Here is a 23010-nt window from a genome sequence, read left to right on the forward strand (position 1 = left end):
TTACTTCAGGATAGGCAATAGTACTAGTACCTTCAACAAGGTCAGGAATTACCTGGAGATGAAGGTGCGAAGGTTTGTCATGCGCAGAAAGAAACTGAAGGGCTTTGGCTGGAGGAAGTGGAGTAGGGAAGAGATATACGGAAAATGGGGTCTGTTCAATGACTACCAAATTCGATATGTTCACCCGAAAGCAAATCCAGGCCGATAGGTGCATATGCCTTGTTGCGAAGAGCACAGGAAAGCCGTATGAGGGAAAACCTCACGTACGGTTTGACGAGAAGATGCTGGAAATAGGGTATGGTTGTGATCGTGTGACACTCTCAGAGTTCCCAAACCATGTCCTCATGTAAATGAGGAAGAGTTTGGGAACAAACCAGGTAGCGGTTAGGTTGATGCATATGGGGCTGCTGCCGCGGGATTCTTAGCCCATTTAAAGTTTGTCTCCACAGAAGATTGCCCCCTTGTATACCTTTTAGAATCTCTGTATCAGTCACCAGAATAAATTTATTCAGCTTTTGTCTCCTTTGTGAGAGACTCTCTGGGTCTTCTTCAAAACACCAGCGCCAGTATACCTTTTTCCTTTCTTTTCTGAATGCTTTTACCGGGTAAATCACTCTATCCTCCGGAAAAATCAATTAAATTTTACCTCTCCTCATAAAAACTTCCTGAATGTCAATTGTAAGGCTTTTTGTTTTTATAAAAATAATTACTCAAAAGAAGGTACAAAATTGATAGATATGGCTAAGTATTTGCGTAAATTACTGAGGGTGTATGCTTGTTTTGTAATTGGTAACTGCTTATCCTCTGTAAACACTACCAATATAATCCAACATTCATTTTGAATAACGTATCCTAATTTTTTAATAAAAAGCTTAGAGAAAGAAAGGTAAATGTATGAGAAAGGTACTTTTTAGCTTTGCCAAATCAGGTTTTTACATATTTTTAAATAGAATAGTTTTACTTTCACTGTTTGTTGCATGTACCTCTTATGGTACATCAGTATGGGTTGCCTCACAAATTTCAATGGAGAGTTCTTATAATCTTCCGGTAAAGTCAGAGGATTGTGTGGGGGAAGTTAATAGTGATGAACAATTGAGAGATAATGTAGCTGTTTGTAGTAAAAATATCCCCATACACGTTAAACATCTGAATTTATATAATAATGCGATATTACTACGGGCATTAGCACAAGTACACTCTCCTCCGTCTCCACCAACACCGCCGCCTTTGCCTTTGCCTATACCAAAACCCAATCCCTTATTCGTATCCTATAGTGTCTTATTATTGCAATATATTGAAGAAAATATTAGAATCATATGAAAATTTTTGCAAATAACAGGAAGATACATCGTGCAGCAAAGCTGCAACCAAAAAGAGTTTAACCACAAAGCACACAAGGTTTTACACAAAGGATACAAAGAAAAACTTACAAAAAAAGAAGTTTTTACAGGTTACTACTACAGAAGGGGATTAAGAGTTAGATTCGATGGTGGAAAAGTATAAAGGATATGGTGATTTGGAAGGAAAAAATATCATGATAACTTCCGGACCGATGAGAGGCTATATAGATGCTGTAAGATATATTAGTAATAAATCTACCGGTAAGTTGGGAGCGGTTATTGCAACCGAAGCTCTCAAGAGGAATGCTTTAGTTACCTTTATTTATGGAACGGGAAGTATAATCCCCGATAGCGCATTATTGAGTAAAGAATATGCTCGCCGTCTTACCCTTATTGAGATTGAGACAATTGAAGATCTGATAATGACGATTCAGGAAAGCTTAAAAGGAGTGTCATTTGATGCTATTATACATGCTATGGCGGTGCTGGATTATATTCCTGAAAAGCATAGTGAGGGTAAACTATCTTCTCGCAGGGATAAACTAACAATACATTTAACAAAAACACCAAAGGTGATAAAACTCATACGATCAGTATGGCCAGATACTCTTTTAATAGGGTTTAAGTTAGAAGTAGGTCTATCGGGAGATGAGCTTATTGAAAGGGCATATGCCTCAATGAGAGAGAGTGGTACGGACTTTGTTGTAGCTAATAATCAGGATGAGATTGAAGGGGATAAGCATCGTGCTTATTTGATTAACTCTCATAAAGAAATTAAAGCTGAGTGTGAGACCAAACAAGACATATCAAAAAATCTCATAGATGTGATATCGAAACGGTTGAATATCAATACCTGATTTTTGAATTCTCCATTCTCAAACAGCCAGGCAAGCACACGCTTCTTCTCCGATATATGCCGTTCGGTTTCAATCATTAATTACGATACTTCAAGCCCGAAGGGCTGACATGATTGTAGATATGAACAACCCCGAAGGGGTCAAATGATTAGGGAATCTTTTTGTATCTTATTACATTATATACATTTATAGGCTTGATAATGCCCTTGAGTTTTACATTTTTTATTTCCTCTGTTTCTACCAGATTTTCTATTCCCGCGAGTGTACGTGCTGTGATCAAGATTTGCCCTGCTTTCGCTTCTAATTGGAGTCTGTGGGCAATATTAACCCTGTGGCCTATAACGGTGTAGTTCATTTGGATTGATGATCCGACATTTCCAACCGTGACATATCCGGTATTTATACCGAAGCATATATCAATATTGCAGCCATTCTTAAGCCAATTTTTCCGCAACTCCTGTACTTTATCGCGCATATCGATGGCCATTCTGACTGCCTTTTCATCATGATCGTCACAGTAGATGGGATCACCAAAAAAAATAAGGATACCATCTCCCATGAATTTATCAAGTGTACCTCCGTACCGGAAAATGATAGTGGTCATCTCTGCGAAATATTCATTTAATAAGTTTACCGTATCCTCTGGTTCCATGCTTTCGCTGGCTTCGGTAAAACCTTTTAGATCGGCAAAACAGATTGTCAGCAATTTTCGGGCGCTAATCAGATATTTATCGCTTCCGTTCGAGATGATAGTGTCAGCAATTTGCGGAGAGACATACCTTTTCAGGCGGCTTGTTCTTTGAATTTCTTCCACTTGCCTTTTTACCTTATCTTCCAGGGAACGGTTGAATTCCTCAATTAATGCGTTTCGCTCCTTAAGGGCATTATTTAAGGTAACATTTTCCAGGATATTCTTGTACGATTCGACAGCGCCAGCGACGGTATCGAGTAATTGCTCCGGGTCGCTCCCCTTAACCACATAAGCATGTGGCCGAAAATGTTTACGGATATCAGTTCTTTTTTCTTTCTCACCATAACCTGTATGAAAAATGATGGGTAGGTATTGGTTTCTCGATTTCATGATCTCAAAAACTTCCAGGCCGGACATATCCGGCATATTGATGTCGAGTATTACCGTAAAGATCGTATCATTCAATTTATCGATAGCCTCTTTTCCTCCACAGCAAGTTACAATAGTATAGCCTTCTTCTTCTAAAATTATTGCAGTTGTTTGCAGGACGGAGAGGTCATCATCCACCAGCATGATACAAATTTTATTCAATACTTCGTATGCCATATCAGGTATCTGTGTATTAAGTTTTAAGAAAAGCCATAGTTGCCATCGATTTTTAGGTAGCGTATGTTGTTGTCTGGATTTTTGTTCTACTATCCTTTTCTGTAGGTAATGTAACAATAAAACTGGCGCCTTCCCCTTCTTTACTCTTTAAGTCAATATTTCCACCATGTCTTTGTATAATATTGAAGCTGATAGCCAACCCTAATCCCATCCCTTTCGGCTTTGTAGTAAAAAGAGGGTCAAATATCTTATTTTTAATAGTATCGGGAATGCCATATCCGGTATCGGTAAAGGTAACGGTTAAAGAACCGTTTTCTTTTTGTGCATGAATAGTTAAGAGGCCGCCCATAGGCATAGCGTCACACGCATTTTGAATCAGGTTGATAAATACCTGTTCGATTTGAGTTGCATCAACCGCTATTAATGGTAGAGGTTCTTCTATACGCACAGTTCGTTTAATTTTTTCAGGGATAGTAAGTCTTGAAAGAGAAGATTCAATAAGAGAATGAATATTTGTAGGGGACACGGTAGGTTTTGTAGTTCTTGAAAATTCTAGTAAATCATTCACAATTTTTATACTTCGTTCAGTCTCTTTTTCAACAACTTCTATTAATTGGTTTATTCTTTGGTTATCAGGATCAGGCAACATCCCGGTAGGTAGGGTTTTCTTTCTTATAACGAAAAGTGCATTTTTAATGCAACCGAGCGGATTTCGCAGTTCATGTCCAATGCCCGATGCTAATTTACCGATGGCAGCCAATTTCTCTGAACGCACCAAACGTTCCTGTGCATCGTTTAATTGTTCATTTATTTTCGTTAACTCTTTGTTTGTTTGAAATAAATTAGTAATATGTTCCCGTAGTTGTACCATAATTTTTTCTTTTTCATCGTAGGAAGTATTCAGGGCCTTGGTCATTTGATTAAAATTTATAGATAATTGACCAATTTCGTCTTTAGAACGAATATCTACCGTGCGGGTAAGATTCCCTTTCGCGATGTCGAGTGTGATATTTGCCATGTGTTTTATTGGAGAAATAATATATTTGGTGAGAAAGAAGGTAATACACACTCCTCCCGCAATGATTGTTATCCCCATGGGAATAATGCTTCTTCGAACGATTGCATGAATCCTTTCATGTAACTTATGCCGTGATAATCCGATTTGTACAAATCCCAGAATATGCCTATCTTCTTTAACGGCATCAGCTTCACCTAAGATCTGTGCAGCAAATTCTTCCTCTGAAAATGTATGTTTCTCAATGATAGGAAGTGAAAAATCGTAAAATTCATGTATTGAAGAGATAACGATGTTATTCGTGATCAATATATCGGGGTTCCGGGAAGAATCAATATGCCGTATGCCGCCTCTTGTCCACATCCGATTAGTAAACGATACGTCAGGGTTTTGAATAGTATCACCTGTAGGAATTTTTTCCATATCAGCAGTAATCCAGGGGGCTTTTTCTTCAACCATAATTTTTTGAGTATTTGATATACGCAAATAACCAATTTCCCCTTCGGTATCAAGCGCCTTTATTCTTTTAATAGGGGCGTCTAAGAATGCAGGTTGTGTGTAACTCAACGCGTGTTTGACCTCGTCATCCTGGGCAAACAGCATAATAAGAGAGATACCGAACCTTCTTAGCGCATCTTCCTGCTGCTTTTTCGAATTGACGAGGAAGAAGAGACAACTGAGCGCTCCGATAATGATTATCAGCGTGCTTATAAAGAGGATAAGTTTTGTACGGATACTCATTATGCATTTCCAACCGAAAAACGATTATGGATAAAAGACTACATCCGGATCCATTTGGATAGATGCAAGGTCTATCCCGATTTTTTCTGCCGTTTGGGTATTTAAGGTTAACTTTAACTTGTCCGGCGGTTGAACACCCAATGAAAGAACCTCCGGGCTGTTTAATAATGTTTGCGCCATCTTCGCTGCCTGGATACCTGTATGGATATAATCTGTCGAGACAGAGATTAATGCTCCTGCCTTTACAATTGCGCTGGATGTGCAGAAGGTAGGAAGATGCTGTTTCTGTGCCCCTTTCAACAGGGCTTCGAGCGATTCTTTGGTAATTACGGTACCATCAGGGATTATCCATAACGCATCAATTTTTTTCAACATCGTGTTTAATGCGAAAGCTACTTCTCTGTCTGACCTGATTTGTGCTGTAATAAGATTAAATTCAAACTTTTTTGCAATACGGCTTGCCTCCGAAACAATCTCTTCCGTTTTCATTGGATCGTAAATAACCCCTATATTCTTATGGGCGCCGAGAAATTCCTTAAGAACAGTAAATTGGTTTTCTACCGATGCTTCAGAAGAGATGCCGGTAATATTGGCTCCCTGTAAATTAAAGCGTTCATGGTTGATAACCATACAAAATATGATCGGTATATCCGTAAATTGATCTTTTACAATGGTTGCAGCAAGGATACCTACAGCCAGGATAAGATCGGGTTTCGTCTTATTCTCTTTCAGATCCCGAATAACTTTCTTGCCCTCCTCTAAATTTCCCTTCAAATCATACAGCGCTTGTATAGAGATATTCTTCCCTTTGCATCCTTCTTCAAAACCTTTAATTGCTTCATTGTAGGCTGCAATTGATTGACTTCGAATAACAAGAACCGTATTTTCTGCGGCAATCGTTTTGGGTATGTGGCATAAGATTTGAGAGGGAAGTGAAAGGATGAACCAAAGTACTACCGTGAAATTTCGATATCGAAACGTGTTACGGTATTTGTGTACCATAATGATTTATTTTCCCTTTTTTTGCTTGATTTGATCAAGTAATTGATAGCACACTACATATAGTATCATATTTTGAGTTATTTTCAAGCTTACCAGGTTTTGAATAAAAAATTTGTTATTTGACAAAAAATACACATGTGATATACTTCCCGTGTGGTATCAGATTTATCAGATGTACATGCAGCGTCAGTGTTAAACATCATTATTTCAGGAGACTGTCTATGTCAGGTCGGTGGAAACGCTATATCGTCTTTATTCTTCTTACCACTTTTTTCTTATACGGCTGCTATACACCGCCTACGTTCAAACCAGTAACTCCTATGAGGCCTCTCCCAAAGAAAGAACCATATATTATCACACAGCTAGATCGCTATTTTGTGCGGGACTGGAAGTATATCGTTATCCATCATAGCGCTTCAGCATCTGGTTGTGCCGCCGAATTTGATAGATTCCACAGAGAAACAAGGGGTTGGGAAAACGGTCTGGGTTACCATTTTGTGATAGGGAATGGATGTGGTTCGTGTGATGGACAAATCGAGATTGGTAACAGATGGGTAAATCAGATCGATGGCGCTCATGCCGGTGTTAAGGAATACAATCATTATGGAATTGGAATATGCCTGGTTGGAAATTTCAACGAATCTTCTCCAACGCCGGCACAAATGGCTTCTCTTTCAGCGCTGGTAGAATATCTTCAGGACAGGTGCCATATTCCTTCAAAAAACATTATTACCCATAAGCATATTAAAGATACGGACTGTCCCGGAAGAAATTTTCCTTATTATAAAGTACTTGCTCAAAGTGCTAAGTGGTAACGCCGAATTTTGTTTTAGATGTGGATTACAACGGCTTGTGTAGCTTTGTCTGGTCCGGGAAGGATTTAGCCGATGTAACCAAGTTCCTTCTATTCGCTCCAAGATTCCATGATACCCATTCGTGACCGAAATCCTTCAGGCGTATTTCCTTTTATCACCACCAGTATTATTTCCTTAAATGTGATAGTTTTTCTCTTTGAACTCTCATTGGGTCATCAATTAGAATCCTTCCTTTTTCAATTTGGTGTTATTCCTGCTAAATTATCCTACCGCGATGAAATTCCTGATATGAGTATGGCAGAGGCATATTTTCCCTTTTTTAGCTATATGTTTCTCCATGGGGGCTTTATTCATCTCATCGGAAATATGTGGTATTTGTGGATTTTCGGCGATAATATCGAAGCTATGCTGGGGCGATTCAAATTTATCCTCTTTTATCTTATTTGTGGAATTGGGTCTGCCATTGTGCATGTTTACTTCAATTATCAGTCCGGAGTCCCCTGTATAGGAGCAAGTGGCGCAATTGCCGGTGTATTAGGAGCTTATATGATTAGCTTTCCAAAAGCAAGGGTGCTCGTTATTCTACCGTTGTTCATTATTTGGCAGCTTATTGAATTACCCGCCGTAATTGTATTGGGTTTTTGGTTCTTTATTCAGTTTTTCAGTGGAACAGCAGCAATTTCTTCAGTCGAAAGTGGAGGAGTTGCATGGTGGGCGCATATTGGCGGGTTTATTTTAGGCATTATTCTTATAAAATTGTTTCCAAAATCCCGTTAACACGAATTCTCTGTATTCTTTCATTCTTAACAGATGTCTTTTTTAAGGTTCGTTTTTTGAGGTAAGTTTCCAATCTTCCAATTCGGGATATTTTTTTTGTAAGGAGCTGATTTCTTTCATTAACTGTTCTCTGTCTTGCGCCAATATCACGCGTATATGTAAAAGTTCCTGGTTTATGATCGTTAATTCACGTATCTTTTCCTCAAGTTCTCTTACCTTATTGCTCTGAATCTCAGTTTCTGTTTTTTGATATTCATACTTTGATGCCGTATTGATGGCAAAAAAAAGACACATAAAGCAAAATAACACAGCGCCTATTTTGATAAATTTTGATATATGAGGATTGAGAATCATGATGCAATTATTCCACAAGGCATTTTTGAAGTCAACGGTAAAATTTTGACAAGTGTGGTTGCTATAGAGCATAAGAGCACATAAATAATTTTCTCAATTTATTATCATTTATCTTGACTGAAATATATAAAAAATATATAAATTTGATATAAAAAAGAAGCTATTTATTGACTTTATCAATCAAAAAGGATAAAAATCCATGACCGAATTCATTAATAAGCTTGAAATAAAAAAAATCAGTCGGGTAGTACAAAAGGTTCAACAGATAGCATCAAGGATAGATATATTCTGCTCTGCGCTCTTATTTCAGGTATGGAGGCGGTTTTATTATGTCTTCAATAAACGTGAAATTTATCACTCTCTGGAGAAAAGAAAGGGGAACTGCCTGCGGTGCGGCCGATGCTGCCATGCATCTTTTAAATGTCAATATCTCGAGTACGATGAGAACGGACTTTCTCTCTGTAAGGTATACGACCGGAAACCGCATATGTGTTCACTGTATCCTTATAATAGTGAAGATTATTTTGATCATATCAAATCTACGTGTGGTTACAAATATGATGAATAAACAGTATCTCTATACTTTATGAAAAAGACCTCACTCTACGATACTCACCTTAAACTCAATGGAACGATGGTATCTTTCCATGACTATTCCATGCCTCTCCACTATAGCAGCATTATTAATGAACACCTTTGTGTTAGGGAAAATGCCGGTCTTTTCGATGTGTCTCATATGGGAAGATTCGAGATTTCAGGAGATAAAGCGCTTCCCTTTATTCAACACGTTATCACAAATAATGTAGTTCGGCTGGCAGATAAACAAGCTCTCTACACGCCTATATGCAACGAGCAAGGTGGAATTATCGATGATATCCTTGTTTACAAATGGCATGATAAAAGCTTCATGCTTGTAGTAAACTGCGGGAATAGAGAAAAGGACTTTTTGTGGTTACAAAAACAAGCAACAAACTACCAACCATTAGAAATGAAGGATGTTACTGATCGTGTATCCCTTATCTCATTCCAGGGCCCTTTATCGGGTCGCATGCTTGAAGCTACCTTATCTTACAAACTTGATCATCTCAGAAGATTTTCCTTTGATAATTTTCTATGGGATGATACACAAATAGTAATTTCCAGAACGGGGTACACCGGAGAAGATGGTTTTGAGATATTTGTGGATGCGAAACAAGCTGTGAGACTATGGGATCTGCTTTTGGAAAAAAATAAGCAGAATGGGTTGAATCCAATAGGCCTTGGCGCAAGGGATACGCTTCGCTTAGAGGCGTGTCTTTTGTTATATGGGAATGATATGGATGAAACAATAACCCCTCTTGAAACGATTATCGACTGGACGGTAAAGTTTGACAAAGGTGATTTTATCGGCAGAGAGGCCCTGTCAAGACAGAAGGAGAAGGGGACCGTCAGAAAAATGGTGGGATTTGAGATGACAGACCTCGGCATTCCACGTCATGGTTATCCGGTATTAAAAGGGAATGAGAGTATTGGTAAGGTTACCAGTGGATCCTTCAGCCCCTCCACACACAAGAATGTTGGCCTGTGTTTTGTAAAAACTCAGTATGCCAAAACAGGAGAGGAGTTTCAAATTCAGATCAGAAATAATAACTATAATGCACGTGTTGTGAAGATCCCGTTTTACCGCAGTATTAAAAAAGAAAGATAAGTTTAGAAAAGAAGGAACGAGGGATTTCCCCTTTTCTAAAGGGAGACTTCTTTTTTTTCCGCTTTTCTAAAACATTCACCATTTCCCCCTTTTTTAAAGGGGGATCAAGGGGGGTTACGGGTGGTTTGTTATTCTTCACCGTTTCCACATTTTAGTTTGATGCATATGGAGTTCTGCTCTCACCATTTACAAAAAGGAAGTTTAAATCAATGAATATACCAAATGAATTATTTTATACCAAGACACATGAGTGGGCGAAGAAGATAGGCCCCCGTGAAGCAGTTGTTGGTATTACTGACTATGCGCAGAAGCAATTGAAAGATATCGTCTTCGTTGAATTACCATCGATAGGAAAAGAAGTGAAGATGGGCGCGCCCTGCGCAGTTGTAGAGTCTGTGAAGGCTGCTTATGATATTTATTCTCCTCTGTCAGGTAAAGTTACTAAAATTAATCAAAAAGTCCAGGAAGAGCCACAGCTTGTGAATGAAGACCCTTATGGTGAAGGGTGGTTTTTTCATATGGAGATATCAGACCCAAATGAGTTCAATAAACTGTTAAACTCAGGCCAATACGAGACTGTTGCCGGATTTGGGCATTAATATTAATAATGAAATATTTTGTATGAATAAACTGTATTTTCCTACAAAGCAATTCTTCACCTCTTTATTCTTTATATACAGTTTTTTTATTCCTCAAACCACTACCTATTCTTCTCAACTTCAATCTGAAAATGTAAATTCTCCAATTGTTGATGTACCATCAGTTAAGACAACTGCAACACCACACAGAATACCCGGTAATATGAGATTCCGCCACGAAATGGCCGAATTTCTGGAAGAGAAGGTTGGAGCGGATGATTCAGGGGACGTCTATAAGACAGGTGGTCTTGCAAGCTACTATACTGGTCCGGGAGAACTCTTTCCGGGGAAGGGAAGATTAGGGCATCTCTATAAATTTCTCCCTGTAATACGATGGTATGACCCTGCATATTATTTTAATAGTGATGTCTTTCATCCCGGTAGTACGGTAACCGGTGAATATACTCATGAGCAATGTGTCACCTGTCATAGGGGAGAAAGTCCGGGCATTGTGACCCAATGGAAGCAAAGCAAGCATGGAACGCCATCTGAAGGTAAGGAGGTTGTTGGTTGTGACCGGTGTCATGGGAAGAATCATGAGAGGCTTGTAATGCCTTCATATACTATCTGTGGCGAATGTCATGAGAAACAACTCAAAGGGCATCGTGATGGTGGTGGTAGAGGCTCGCACGCCCACGCCTATCATCTTGAGCTTATAGACCAGGGATGTCAAATGGAGAAACCCGCCGAAGAGACAACTGCCTGTTTGGCCTGCCATGCCATTGCCGAGAACCGGTGTGATGGCTGTCATACACGGCACCGTTTTTCTACGGCTGAAGCAAGAAAACCTACCAGTTGCGCGGTGTGTCATTCCGGCCCCGAGCAATATGAATATGAGATGTATATGCAGTCGTATCATGGCATGATATATCAGGGTGAAGGGCAAACCTGGGATTGGACAAAACCTCTCAATGCCAAAAATTATGTGACTCCAACGTGTGCGTATTGCCATATGCCCGAAGGAGAACATAATGTTACCAGGATGTCTACTGTTTATACCTATATGGGTACTTCTCTTGCAGATCGGGGTGCCTATCGTTACAAGGCAACTCGTGATGCATGGATAAATGCCTGTAAAGGCTGTCATTCACCCAGATTTGCTAAGGACCACTTAGAGGCTATGGATGAGGCAGTAAAATTAAGTTTTACGAAATATCGTGAAGCAATGGGTATTGTAATGAACTTATACAAGGATAATCTCATTGATCCCATGCCTGACGATCTTGCCCCCGATTCCAGAGGCCATACGATATTTAGCCTTTTACCGGGGAAAGGAGAGATGCGGAAGTATAATATCTCCAATATCGAAAGGTTAACCTATGAGATGTTAGTTGATATTGTCGGCGCTATTTACAAGGCCAAATCCCACAATGCCTATTACAGTCCAATCTATGGTTATTGGGAGTGGGCTCAGGATCGATGGCTTATTCAGATCAAGGATGAAGCCAGTAAGCTTAAACGTTTTGCAGAAATTGAAGAGAAACTTGGCATAAAGCATACCGCTTATCCATTCTGGAAGCATGGAGAATATACCGATATGTTGCTGGGATGGAAGCGGAAAGAATGGGGGAAATGAGGCTGTTATAAAGATAAATGAGGAAAGGGGATTAACAATTCCTGTATTTCTCCTTTGATAAGGCTTCCCAGGTTTCTCCTTTTTCAAAACACTTACGTATTACGAATATCATTGAACGAAGTGTTATATTTGAATTTTACTACAACGGAATTATTCCGTATAATATAATCATTTTAGAAAGTAATACTTAAATTGGGTATACTTTTTTCTGTGCAATAGTGCAGACATTTTTAATGAGTATAGAATAGTGAAAAATCAGCACAAAACCCGGTTCCTAAAACACTCCAAGTATACATTCCAAAAACATTACCATCTTATAAGGTTTTTAAAATGAATCCATTTCGATCAATAAAGGGTAAATTAATTGTATTCGGCCTTTCTATCTCTCTCATACCTATTGCTATCATTACCTCGATATACTGCCTTCACGTAAAAAGTATTCTCACGTATCAAGTTACCGAGAAGTTGAAGGCCGTTGCAGAATCAAAAGAGCAGCACGTCCTTGCTTTTATGGAAAGAGTAAAGATACGTGTAGCAGATTTTAGCACTGATGGGTATATAAGAACGAAGGTTAAGACAATTGTTCATGGAGGAGATGCTGATCGAAGAATGACACTTGGTTTAGATAGACATCTCTCTGAGAATAAAATGCCCCTGCACAGGCGTTTTGTCGCAGTAGTTATTGTGGATAGGTATGGCAAGGTTATCTCATCCACGAATGAAAAATTACTTGGTAAGGATATGTCTGGCCAGGACGCCTTTGTGCAAGGGATGAAGCAAGGATATGGAGAATCATACGTTGGTCAGCCCACATCACCCTACCTACCTACCTACCTACCTACCTACCTACCTACCTACCTACCTACCTACCTACCTACCTATCTTGGTGTCTTGATCCTTGCCTATCCCCTTTCAACCCTAAACGAGATTACAGTCAACCATGTTGGATTAGGAAAAACTGGCGAGGTATACCTGGTTACCAGGGATAAGACAATGCTTACTGAATCAAGGTTTATGGAGAATGCATCACTTAAACAGATAGTAGATACAGAGCCTATTCATAGGAGTATGAAAAGTGGTGAGGAGATGGTTGGTATTTATAAAAACTATCAGGGGAAATCTGTTTTGGGCGCTTCGATGTTTATGCCTGAATATGGCTGGACGCTTTTGGCAGAGATGGATACATCAGAGGCATTTGCACCAATAAAAACGATCAGTATCATTGTATCAATTCTCTGGATAGGTATGGCTGGTACAGTGACTATCTTGGGAATCATCTATGCTGTTTCGATGACCAGGCCTATTGAGGAGTTAACACACGCAACAGAGAGATTTTCACAAGGAGGGTTAGAGTATCGAATAAAGGTAACGGGTAAGGATGAAGTTGGTACCCTGGCAAGCAGGTTTAATATCATGGCTGAGAACCTTGAGAATGAAATAAAAAGACAAAAATCTCTATCAGATACGCTGAGAAAAAGTGAGGCAAGTCTTGCAAATGCACAAAGGATTGCCCATGTGGGAAGCTGGGATTGGGATATAGTAAAAAATAAAATACACTGGTCTGATGAGCATTATCGTATCTTTGGTTTAACACCACAGTCATTTAATGCAACCAATGAGGCCGTTCTGGATCGAATTCATCCCGATGATAGAGAATTCTTTAAAAAATCTGTTAACGAGGCCTTTTATGAGGGGAAGCCTTACAGTATTGATGTACGCATAATTCAACCAGATGGCTCTGAACGTAGTATTCATACACAGGCTGAGGTCGTTTTTGATCATACTGGCAAGCCGATTCAGATGAACGGAACAATTCAGGAGATCACTGAGCGGAAGATGCTAAAAAAGAAACTTATCGAAACCCAATCCCGGTTGGAATACCTCCTTACGAATAGCCCTGCGGTTATCTATAGTTGCAAACCATCGGGTAATTGTGAAACCATATTTGTTAGTAGTAATATTAAAAGGTTGATGGGATATGAGCCGAATGAATTTATTGAAAATCCTTCACTTTGGATTAAGTACATACATCCAGAGGATATCCCTCGTGCCCTGAATGAAATGAAGTATGGTATTGAAAAAGGGTCGCACATCCTTATATACCGTGTTAAACACAAAGATGGAACATATCGCTGGATACATGATGAAATGAGGGTAATGCATGATTCCCATGGCAAACCACAGGAAATTGTTGGATTTGTCATTGACATTACCCAACAAAAGCGTATAGAGGATGAAATAAAAAGTGTATCAAGGTTTTCTTCGGAGAATCCAAATCCTGTATTACGTATTGCAAAAGAGGGCACTGTCCTTTATGCAAATCTATCGGGTAGTTCTTTTCTGCGTGATTGGAAATGTGAAATGGGCAAACAGGTACCGGATTTTATATTTCAAATAATCAAAGAAGCTTTGAATACGAGATCAATAATAAGGCGTGTTGAAATCGGGCAGAGAGGCAAAATATTTTCTTTTACCATTGTGCCTGTAACTACTACTACTGATTATGTGAACTTATACGGGACGGATATTACTAAGCTGAAACAAATAGAACAGGAGCTAAGAACGCTCAATGAATCTCTTGAAGAGCGTATAGCAGAGAGGACATTAGACCTGGCAAAAGTAAACAGAGAACTACAGACTGAGATCGATAAGCATAAACAAACAGCAGATACACTTATGAAATCTGAAAGTAAATACCGTCTACTTCTTGAGAACCTTCCTCAGAGAGTATTTTATAAAGATAAAAACTCAATCTATATATCCTGCAACGAAAATTTTGCCAAAGATCTTCATATTAAAGCAGAGGAAATCTCTGGAAAGACCGATTACAACTTCTTTCCGAAAGAACTTGCTGATAAATATCGGGATAATGATAGAAGAGTTATAGAATCGGGGCAAAAAATAGATAGAGATCAAGAATATCTCATGAATGGTAAAGAATCCTTCATACATATGATTAAAGTTCCCGTAAAGGATGAAGAAGGCCATACTATTGGCATATTAAGCTCTTACTTAGATATTACTGAGAAGATAGTTTTGCAGAAGGAAGCAGAGCGTTCTAAATATCTGGCATCATTAGGCGAACTGGCGGCAGGCATCGCCCATGAGATCAATAACCCCGTCACAGGTATTATTAACTGTGCACAGATTTTGTTTAATAAAAGTCAGGAGAAAAGCAGAGAAAGAGACCTTGCTACCCGTATTCTGAAGGAGGGTGATCGGATAGCGAAGATCGTCCACAGCCTTCTCTTCTTTGCAAGACCTGGTAGTAAAGAGGAAAAGAACATTGCTAACATACAGGAAATACTATCTGATACGCTAGCACTGACAGGTGCACAATTGCGAAAGGAAGGTATCAAGCTAACGCTGGGTGTGTCCCAAAAACTGCCAGAAATTGTTGCGAACCGGCAACTCATTCAACAGGTATTCGTGAATGCTATTAACAATGCACGGTATGCCCTGAATCAGAAGTATCCTAGCACCCATAGTAATAAAATCCTTGAGATTTCAGGAGAAGAGATAACAATAGATCATTATCCATACATAAAGATCACCATCTGCGATCACGGCACTGGTATACCGGCTCGCATACGGGATAAAGTAATGAACCCCTTTTTTACCACAAAACCTACAGGTAAAGGGACTGGATTAGGCTTGAGTATCAGTCATGGTATTGTGAAAGATCACGGTGGTAAGCTCTTCATTAAGAGTGTTGAAGGAGAATATACCAAGCTTATTATTATCCTGCCGGCACAATCAAAAACAGCATGAGGACACAAAAATAAAAAATTGGCACGGTGTGCACTATATCCCAAAACAACACAAAATAAATTAAAAATGAATACTATCTTGTAAGGCATGAAATGCCAGCATGAACATAGCTGCGTTCCAGGATTGACCCGCCATGCCCATAGGTTCGCCCGTCTTTCCGTGAAACCATTCATTGAACTCCCAGTTATTGATTTTATTTGCCTCGGCAAGACATCCCAGTTCATTCCATGCAAGCCCTTTTCTTCCCAGCTTCATAAGCAGTATTATCCAGAAGCCACCGGCGAACGGCCATATACCACCGTTGTGGTACTGATACGGAAGATTCTGCTTGTGCCGTTGCATGTAAGGGCGCCATAACTGACTTTTTTCCTGTATGGGGGTATGAGTTACTCTTATGGGATAGGGCCTGTGAGCCTTTAAACTAAGGATAGTATCCGCTATGCGTGATGCCTTGGAGGCGTAAGCCAGTCCAAAGATGGCGCTCAGGATATTACCGAATACATCTATCTCTTCTCCCCAAAAGGAGAAGTTTACAAAACTGAGATAAAAATTGCTGCATTTTGCCTTGTTCCTGATATAGTGAGCCAGGATGCGTGCCCGCCGGTGTTCCGGAACCGCTTTATCAAAGGGGAAGAATACGGTTTTAAAGTAATGTTTTGTTTTATCAGCAGTAGAGATCTTGTAGAGTTTTTTCACATGGTACCACAAGGCATTCGAGTAAAGTACAAAGCCAGATCTTGGCATAATATCAGCCCAGTCACTTGCTTCATTCTGTTGCAACAGAAATAGTCCCTGATGTTCCTGGCAAAAAAGCCAATTGAGGGCATGATCTATTGTCGTGCGCAGATGTTCTGTAAACCGCTCTTCCGGGAAAGTGCGGGCGTAAAAGTTTACCGCAATGAGCCACCAGAGCGTGGCATCAATGCATCCTGAATACCAGAAATCTACCTCTTTGAGTTCAGGTTTTACATACTTTGGAATTTGTCCGTTAGGCGCCTGGTACTGCGCCAGGGTAAGGATGCTTATCTTCGCGTTATGTACAAGCTCCGGGTCTTTTGATGCAATCATACCCAGAGAGCAGATAGCTGCATCACGCCCAAAGATGCTGGCATATGACCTGTCCACGGCCTTCCTGGATTTTGCACAGGCAATAATACCAGCAGAGGTTGAATTGCCTTTTAGTAACTGCAGTGAACGAGAATAGCATTCCTGAATAAGATTCTCTTCAAAAGCTGTAAGGGATGCCTGGTTATTCATCTTATTCTACAAGATTCATATATGTTAACAGAAAGAAATTTCAATTACGTATCCGGGATTCTATGTTCCTATACATTAAGCTCTACCAACTCAATAGCATTCATATCATAAACGCCTAACCCTATTCTGCCTGCAGTAGCAATATGTTTAGCCTTTTGAGATACCGGCATATAATTATTTGCTTTACGTTTTTTATCTATAATCTCAAGGCCTACTCTATCGATTGCTACCGGGTCGGTTCCAAAGAAGAGCCGTTCCTCATTCCACATCGTCCATGTCTTCATACTTGCCGGACCTCCCTCAAAACAAGCCTGTAATGCATCGACGATATGCAGACGTATCTTATCTTTCAGCGCCGGATGTGCGCAGACCTCTGCTGAAGCGGGGTCGCAGAAATAGGGTGACGGATGAAACCTTGGGGTATTATTAATAGCGCCGAAGGCCAAATTCTTAAGACATACGGTTACCCCTGCAATTCCATGATCCTTCATGACCGGAACATTAATAATGGCGGTAACATGCTGAGTAACGATTGTACTGAAGAGTGATCGTGCTCCATCATCCTGGCGTAATTTGTAATCATCATCAAATGATTCATAATATATCTCCTTATCATACCCGGCTGTTGGCTCAGTGCCATAGCAGCGAACCCCGCTGCTTCCCTTGTTCAGGGGATAACCTGCCGTGATCAGATGGTAGCTAAAGCGATCCCATATAATGATATTATTTTCCTTTACTCCGGCAGCTTTGAGACCAGGAATGATTGCATTTACAACCTCAGGTCGTGTAGAGAGCTTTATTCCGCCGATCGGATTAATCTTGATGCCTACAACATCGTCGGGAGTAAAGAATGCTCGCCACGCTTCGGCAGTCGTTTTTTTGCCCGTAAGCGTAAACATCCCTTCATCCATCATCCTTTGGACAGCCTCTGGTTCGGGCTTTCCATTCCTCATAATTCCACCGCTTTTGATTGCAATTACCTTACTTTTATCGCCAGGAGATGCCTGATTATCCGCTCCGATTGCCCATTGCAGACCCTCAAAACCTTTAAGTCCCAGTCCAAACCCGGCGATACCAAGAGCAGAATGTTTCAAGAAATTTCTTCGTGAAAAGTGAATATCTTTTGTATTAATAATCTTTCTCCCTGAAAAACAAATTATCCGGAGTTTCGGCTCATCATCGCCCAAAATTTTTCTTACCAAACTATTGTAAGATCAAGCAAACGGCCAATGCAAGGATAAAATGCTGCAGATTATTCTTTACATAAGAATGAATGGAATGCACAAATTACTGTTCCTGTATGTTTTAAGCAGGAATCAGGTATCCGTTATATTATGCATTACAGGGATAAAAATTACCCGCCGCAATATTACTTAACATATTGACACTACAAGGAACTTATTTTATATTAGATATAATAAAAAGATGCTTTTTTAGACGCCTAAGAGGTGGGATAGTGTCATGTAAAAGTTGAAGGAGAACAGATGCATCGGGACAATCTGCAGAGAAAAGGTATGCTATGCTTAAAGTTATGACGTTCAATATTAATTCTTATAGTACCAAACACGGTCCCTGGTCTACTCGTAAAATACTTATCCGAAACGCCATTCAGGACGCAAGTCCGGATATAATCGCCCTCCAGGCAGTTCGGAAAGAGTTTGGTGTGAATAATGGTGCGGATCAGGCTACACAGATTGCCGAATTGCTTCCTGAATACCGATATATCATTTTTCAACCAGCAATGCATGATGAGAATGGAAATTCAGGAGGGTCAGCTTTTCTCTCCCGTCTTAATATAATCGAGGCAAGTTGTCTCAAATTAACCTTGCGTCCGGGTCTTGAAGATGTCAATCAACGTGTAGTGCTTACATCCGTACTGAATTTAAAAACGGGCCCATTTTACCTCTTTAATGCACATTTCTCATGGGTTTATCAACAAGCGTCCGATAATGTGCACGAGACTCTTCCTTACATAAATTCTTTTACCGGATATGCCCTTTTGGTAGGTGATTTCAATACAACGCCAGATACGGATATAATCAATCGGTTTCGTAAAGAAGGTTGGGCTGATACCTGGGCAGAACTCTGTCCTCAGGATAATGGCTATACTTTCGAATCTGACCATCTAACAAAACGCATTGATTATGCATGGGCTAATGATAGTTTAAAGCAGCGGATTACGGCTGTTGAGATTGTTGCGAATAATTATGATACCGGTGGGAAGAGACCTTCAGATCATATTGGCTTGCTTGTAACATTGGCTGTTTAACACAGGATGTTAATTAGGCGTTTTTTTGATAGATATAGATGACAAAATAAATCAGGTCTTCGATGCCTTCTCTATCGTATCTGCAAAGTTTTCTATACATATGTGGTTTTTAGAGGATTGCAGGAAGAGGTAATTCTGTATGCATCAAGCTAAGGATAGTGTTCCATGAAAAAGGAGATATCCCCCTGGAAAAAGAGCCATGTGTGTCCATGTTTCCCTCTAATCCCCCTACCCCCCTTTAAAAAAGGGGGAAAGAAGGATAAGTTTAGAAAAGAGGAAACGAGGGATTTCCCTCTTTTGTAGGGGCGGGTTTGAAACCCGCCCCTACGGGGGACCAAGGGGGATTATGAGGTTACAAAAGATACTTTTATTTATTTTTATCCTTCTCTTTGTTGTAGATTGTGAAAACAATCCTGGAAAGAAAATTTCAATCAAGCCTGTACTTGATAAGCGTTTAAAAGAAATTCATTCACTTCCTTTCCATGCAGGGCTCTTTATTGAACCATCATTACGTTATCTCAATCAGGAAGAGTGGCAAACAAGTATGATTGTAGGGAGACATCATTATATATTCCCTATCGGTGAACCATTTGCCAGGAGTGTAGAAGACATGATGATGAGGGTGTTTGATAAAGTTACTGTTTTGGATGAGCTACCGAATCATGAACACATGGAAAGGATCGGACTGGCAGCTGTTTTGATGTTGCAGTTAAAGGCATCTGAGTTGGAATTGATCGTTGAAGAATCAGTTTGGCGAGCTATCGGGAATCATTATCTATCGATTCAGGCATCATTCTTCGATAAAGATTTACAGGAAATATTTCATGAAGAGTTACGTGCAGAAGGGAAATATTTAGATTTAATTGATTATGAGACGGAGGGGGGATGGTGGAAAACCGACGGACCAAAGTACGGACCTGCCGTGGAGGATGCGATAGAAAAGATTGTCTTTAAACTTGCCCAGAAGTTAATTACATCCGGGGAACAGATCGTGAGTAATTAGTAAAGGTAAAAGTACAGAGTTGGATATTTTTTTTGACAGTTTTGGAGAATTTTATTACATTATGAGCATGAAAATGGAAACTTTAACAAAAGAAAATTACTTGTATGAGTTACTCAAGAAAAAGTACCACACCTCGGAGATTATACGTTCTCAGATAGCTAAAATTAAAGAGAAAATAACAGAAAAGGTAGTTCAGGAACCGGTAAAATCTTTTGCCGTCAAATTTAAAGGGCGGGTTATTGATAGCTCTTTTGAAAAGACCCTTAGGATTGTTTCTAAACGTTTGTTCGGTAAAGGAAAAATTGATAGCCTTTATACCCTGAGAGAACATGACCTCGTGGAAGCGAATATGACTGCCACGGTAAGTGAGGTTGAAGCGCTGATACAGTACCTGATGAAACCTCATATTGTGTTGCACTGTAAAAAAGGGATTGCCAGGGGCGCAAGCAATCTCTTGATTATCGATGAGACAGAACAAAATCAGCTTGATAACTTTACGCCGGATTATATTCACTATAACTACATCACGTATGCCGAGTCCTATGAGAAATATACCGGCAGATTAAATGATTATTTAATTTTAAACGGATTACCTCTAACATCTGAAAAAATAGGACATGAGCTTCGGTTCAATAAAATTGAAACGAAAAACAGGGTCTTTACCACCACAGGTCTTAAAGAGATTTATACAAACCTTTCTTTTCTCTCTTTAATCCTCAAATTAGATTTGGAACAGCATTATTTAAAGCTGAGGATCTTTAACTCGCAGGAGAATGATCTTAGGGTAGTAGAAGAAAAGATTGATGAATTGGGTTTTTTTGCCGATATTTTTAATTACATAGCGTCGGCAGATAATCCATTGTTATCGAATGAGAGTTTATTCTTAGACTTAATGAGGCTGGAGCATATCATAGAGAATAACAACTGGAAAGCGATTCCGGCATATGCTGGTTATATCTATTCCGCAGCCCAGAAATTAAACAGCCAATTTAAATTTTTGGAAGAATACAATCTTTTTTTAACCTATGCCCAATGTATTGAAAAGTTTATTGCGAAATTAACAAAAAAATTATTCAAGCATAAATCGGATTTCCGCAGCGAACAGTATGATTTAACGGCAAATTATAACGAATTAAAAAAGCTTCCTGCCGTTGCTAACCATCCGAAGTTACAGCATGATTACCAGGAGTTATTGAATTCCTTCAGCAAGCTGCTGGCGTATTTAGACTTTTTAACCATAGGGAATACCCATGCCCATGATGATGGCGCTCAGAATGTGATTGATATTGCAGGAAGATCGTCAAAGAAGTTTGCTGCCAGGATAAAAAAATATGTTGAGTCAATTTTTTCCATACAGATCGATATCTCCAAAAAACCTGTTTTTCGCCAGGATCAGGGTTTTAAGACCCAGCAGGAAGAAGATATTCGAAAACTTATCATGAAATTTCATGAGGATTTGGGAAAGATATCGAAATTAAAAACGAGTAATGGCGAAGATGCCTTTTTAGAAGCGCGTAAAAGAGTGCCACAATTAACGAATTTATCGGATACCCTGGATCGATTAAAAGAGCTTATTAAGAATATAGAAAATAAAAAGGATATACAAGACCCCTTTAAGGCTATCTTCTCTAAATCCAATAAATTTGAAATCCTTTGTAAAGATTTAAATACGCTGGGGATTTTAGAGTCTGTACAGAAACAAGAATTGATTTCTGGAATACTCATGGATTTACAAAAGCTTCTTTTTGATAAGCCGCTTAAAGAAAATACCTATCTTGAAATTTTACATAAGATACAATCTCTGGAAGATGGTATTATCAATAAAAGTAAATGGAACACGGAAAAGGACACTACTGTCTATACCGTTCTATCGAAACTGAATCAAAATCCTACTTTTAAAACTATTATCGATATCAAAATGGGTATCCAAAATATTATCGAAAAGGAGTCCCAAATTAAAAAGATCGATACCTTTAAAAATGAAGCAGAATTCTTTTCTTATAGTACAAAAGAACTGGACGAATTTCTCCTGCAGATCGTAAAGTTTCATGAAAAATTGAAAGATACCTGCTACTATAAGAACATATCAGAATTTAAGATGTTAGAAAAAGATTTTGATTGTTTGATCGATGAGGCAAAAGAGATTGATTCCCATATTTCGTCCTATAATAGAAATAGTGGCAAAAAGGTATCGAAAGAGCCTGATATTCATATCAATTATTTAAAAAATTCTCAACTGATACGAAAAAATCTGGAAAAGGCCATCCTTCTCCTGCAGAACCAAATTACCCAAATGTACGGATTTATGCATGATATTGAAAGTAATTTACACCGGCATTCGTTTATTCAATCAGGTGTAGCAACCAGTGTCTTGTTTGATCAGATAACGTATTTACTCAGTAATATTGACGTAAGGTTAATAGATATGGATAAATCGACAGAACGCATGTTTCAGGAAAGTGTCGATACGATATTTCATTATCAGGTAGGTGAAGCATTCAAAGAGCCGAAAAAAGAGGATATTGAAGATTTAATAAAAGAAATTGAAAAGAAGACTATTGTCAGAAAATATCAAAACCAGGAAAAGGGTTTACCCCTCTCTCAAACCTAA

At 39.2% G+C, this 23010-nt stretch carries 20 protein-coding genes; 14 read left to right on the forward strand and 6 right to left on the reverse strand.

The genetic code is table 11. The annotated features are described in order from the left end of the window. Positions 1-10: 10 nt before the first annotated feature. From FBQ94_RS03775 to FBQ94_RS03790, 4 genes are all read left to right on the forward strand, one after another. Positions 11-208 carry a hypothetical protein gene (locus FBQ94_RS03775; RefSeq protein WP_285442001.1) on the forward strand — a complete coding sequence of 66 codons (198 nt, stop codon included), beginning with the start codon at positions 11-13 and terminating at the stop codon, positions 206-208. Next, on the forward strand, positions 159-350 hold the full coding sequence (locus FBQ94_RS03780) for a hypothetical protein (RefSeq protein ID WP_285442002.1): 192 nt from the start codon (positions 159-161) through the stop codon (positions 348-350). Before FBQ94_RS03775 ends, FBQ94_RS03780 begins: the two co-directional genes overlap by 50 nt. A 544-nt stretch (positions 351-894) precedes the next feature. Next, a complete protein-coding gene (locus FBQ94_RS03785) occupies positions 895-1320 on the forward strand; it encodes a hypothetical protein (protein ID WP_007222450.1) in 426 nt (141 codons plus the stop codon). Positions 1321-1486: 166 nt separating this feature from the next. Continuing rightward, positions 1487-2197: a phosphopantothenoylcysteine decarboxylase domain-containing protein gene (locus FBQ94_RS03790; RefSeq protein ID WP_007222449.1), complete on the forward strand. Its 711-nt coding sequence runs from the start codon at positions 1487-1489 to the stop codon at positions 2195-2197. A 148-nt stretch (positions 2198-2345) separates the two neighbouring features. On the opposite strand, the gene FBQ94_RS03795 is transcribed toward FBQ94_RS03790, so the two are convergent. The 3 genes from FBQ94_RS03795 to FBQ94_RS03805 are packed head-to-tail and all read right to left on the reverse strand — an operon-like array spanning position 2346 to position 6252. Beyond that, entirely contained in the window at positions 2346-3494 is a 1149-nt protein-coding gene (locus FBQ94_RS03795; RefSeq protein ID WP_007222448.1) for an adenylate/guanylate cyclase domain-containing response regulator, read from the reverse strand. Positions 3495-3546: 52 nt separating this feature from the next. Further along, a complete protein-coding gene (locus FBQ94_RS03800) occupies positions 3547-5250 on the reverse strand; it encodes a HAMP domain-containing sensor histidine kinase (RefSeq protein WP_007222447.1) in 1704 nt (567 codons plus the stop codon). 24 nt (positions 5251-5274) lie between these two features. Further along, a complete protein-coding gene (locus FBQ94_RS03805; protein ID WP_007222446.1) occupies positions 5275-6252 on the reverse strand; it encodes an ABC transporter substrate-binding protein in 978 nt (325 codons plus the stop codon). A 221-nt stretch (positions 6253-6473) separates the two neighbouring features. On the opposite strand from FBQ94_RS03805, the gene FBQ94_RS03810 reads away from it, so the two are divergent. Together FBQ94_RS03810 and FBQ94_RS03815 are read left to right on the forward strand one after the other, a co-directional pair. Continuing rightward, on the forward strand, positions 6474-7067 hold the full coding sequence (locus tag FBQ94_RS03810; RefSeq protein WP_007222445.1) for a peptidoglycan recognition protein family protein: 594 nt from the start codon (positions 6474-6476) through the stop codon (positions 7065-7067). Positions 7068-7175: 108 nt separating this feature from the next. Next, on the forward strand, positions 7176-7844 hold the full coding sequence (locus FBQ94_RS03815; RefSeq protein WP_007222444.1) for a rhomboid family intramembrane serine protease: 669 nt from the start codon (positions 7176-7178) through the stop codon (positions 7842-7844). A gap of 42 nt (positions 7845-7886) precedes the next feature. On the opposite strand, the gene FBQ94_RS03820 is transcribed toward FBQ94_RS03815, so the two are convergent. Then, positions 7887-8198: a hypothetical protein gene (locus tag FBQ94_RS03820; protein ID WP_007222443.1), complete on the reverse strand. Its 312-nt coding sequence runs from the start codon at positions 8196-8198 to the stop codon at positions 7887-7889. Positions 8199-8397: 199 nt separating this feature from the next. Between FBQ94_RS03820 and FBQ94_RS03825 the strand changes: the two genes are divergently transcribed. The 5 genes from FBQ94_RS03825 to FBQ94_RS03845 all read left to right on the forward strand — a co-directional run bounded on the left by FBQ94_RS03825 (position 8398) and on the right by FBQ94_RS03845 (position 15870). Beyond that, a complete protein-coding gene (locus FBQ94_RS03825) occupies positions 8398-8766 on the forward strand; it encodes a YkgJ family cysteine cluster protein (protein WP_007222442.1) in 369 nt (122 codons plus the stop codon). An 18-nt stretch (positions 8767-8784) separates the two neighbouring features. Then, complete coding sequence (gene gcvT, locus FBQ94_RS03830; protein ID WP_040544375.1) at positions 8785-9885, forward strand: glycine cleavage system aminomethyltransferase GcvT; 1101 nt, start codon at positions 8785-8787, stop codon at positions 9883-9885. 209 nt (positions 9886-10094) lie between these two features. Continuing rightward, entirely contained in the window at positions 10095-10484 is a 390-nt protein-coding gene (gcvH, locus tag FBQ94_RS03835) for a glycine cleavage system protein GcvH (RefSeq protein WP_007222440.1), read from the forward strand. 22 nt (positions 10485-10506) lie between these two features. After that, positions 10507-12099 carry a multiheme c-type cytochrome gene (locus FBQ94_RS03840; protein ID WP_007222439.1) on the forward strand — a complete coding sequence of 531 codons (1593 nt, stop codon included), beginning with the start codon at positions 10507-10509 and terminating at the stop codon, positions 12097-12099. A 330-nt stretch (positions 12100-12429) separates the two neighbouring features. Continuing rightward, positions 12430-15870, forward strand: a complete 3441-nt coding sequence (locus FBQ94_RS03845; RefSeq protein WP_285441989.1) for a PAS domain-containing protein — start codon at positions 12430-12432, stop codon at positions 15868-15870. A gap of 60 nt (positions 15871-15930) precedes the next feature. Here the strand turns inward: FBQ94_RS03845 and FBQ94_RS03850 are convergent, their stop codons facing one another. Both FBQ94_RS03850 and FBQ94_RS03855 read right to left on the reverse strand, forming a co-directional pair. Beyond that, complete coding sequence (locus tag FBQ94_RS03850; RefSeq protein ID WP_007222436.1) at positions 15931-17127, reverse strand: amylo-alpha-1,6-glucosidase; 1197 nt, start codon at positions 17125-17127, stop codon at positions 15931-15933. Between the two features lie 68 nt (positions 17128-17195). Then, positions 17196-18329, reverse strand: coding sequence for a DUF362 domain-containing protein (locus FBQ94_RS03855; RefSeq protein ID WP_083849295.1), 1134 nt, complete (start codon positions 18327-18329; stop codon positions 17196-17198). Between the two features lie 317 nt (positions 18330-18646). Between FBQ94_RS03855 and FBQ94_RS03860 the strand changes: the two genes are divergently transcribed. From FBQ94_RS03860 to FBQ94_RS03870, 3 genes are all read left to right on the forward strand, one after another. Continuing rightward, a complete protein-coding gene (locus FBQ94_RS03860; RefSeq protein WP_007222434.1) occupies positions 18647-19396 on the forward strand; it encodes an endonuclease/exonuclease/phosphatase family protein in 750 nt (249 codons plus the stop codon). A gap of 346 nt (positions 19397-19742) precedes the next feature. Further along, on the forward strand, positions 19743-20399 hold the full coding sequence (locus FBQ94_RS03865; protein WP_007222433.1) for a hypothetical protein: 657 nt from the start codon (positions 19743-19745) through the stop codon (positions 20397-20399). Positions 20400-20472: 73 nt separating this feature from the next. Then, entirely contained in the window at positions 20473-23010 is a 2538-nt protein-coding gene (locus tag FBQ94_RS03870) for a hypothetical protein (protein WP_285441990.1), read from the forward strand.

Source organism: Candidatus Jettenia sp. AMX1, assembly GCF_030263775.1.
Lineage (GTDB): Bacteria > Planctomycetota > Brocadiia > Brocadiales > Brocadiaceae > Jettenia > Jettenia caeni.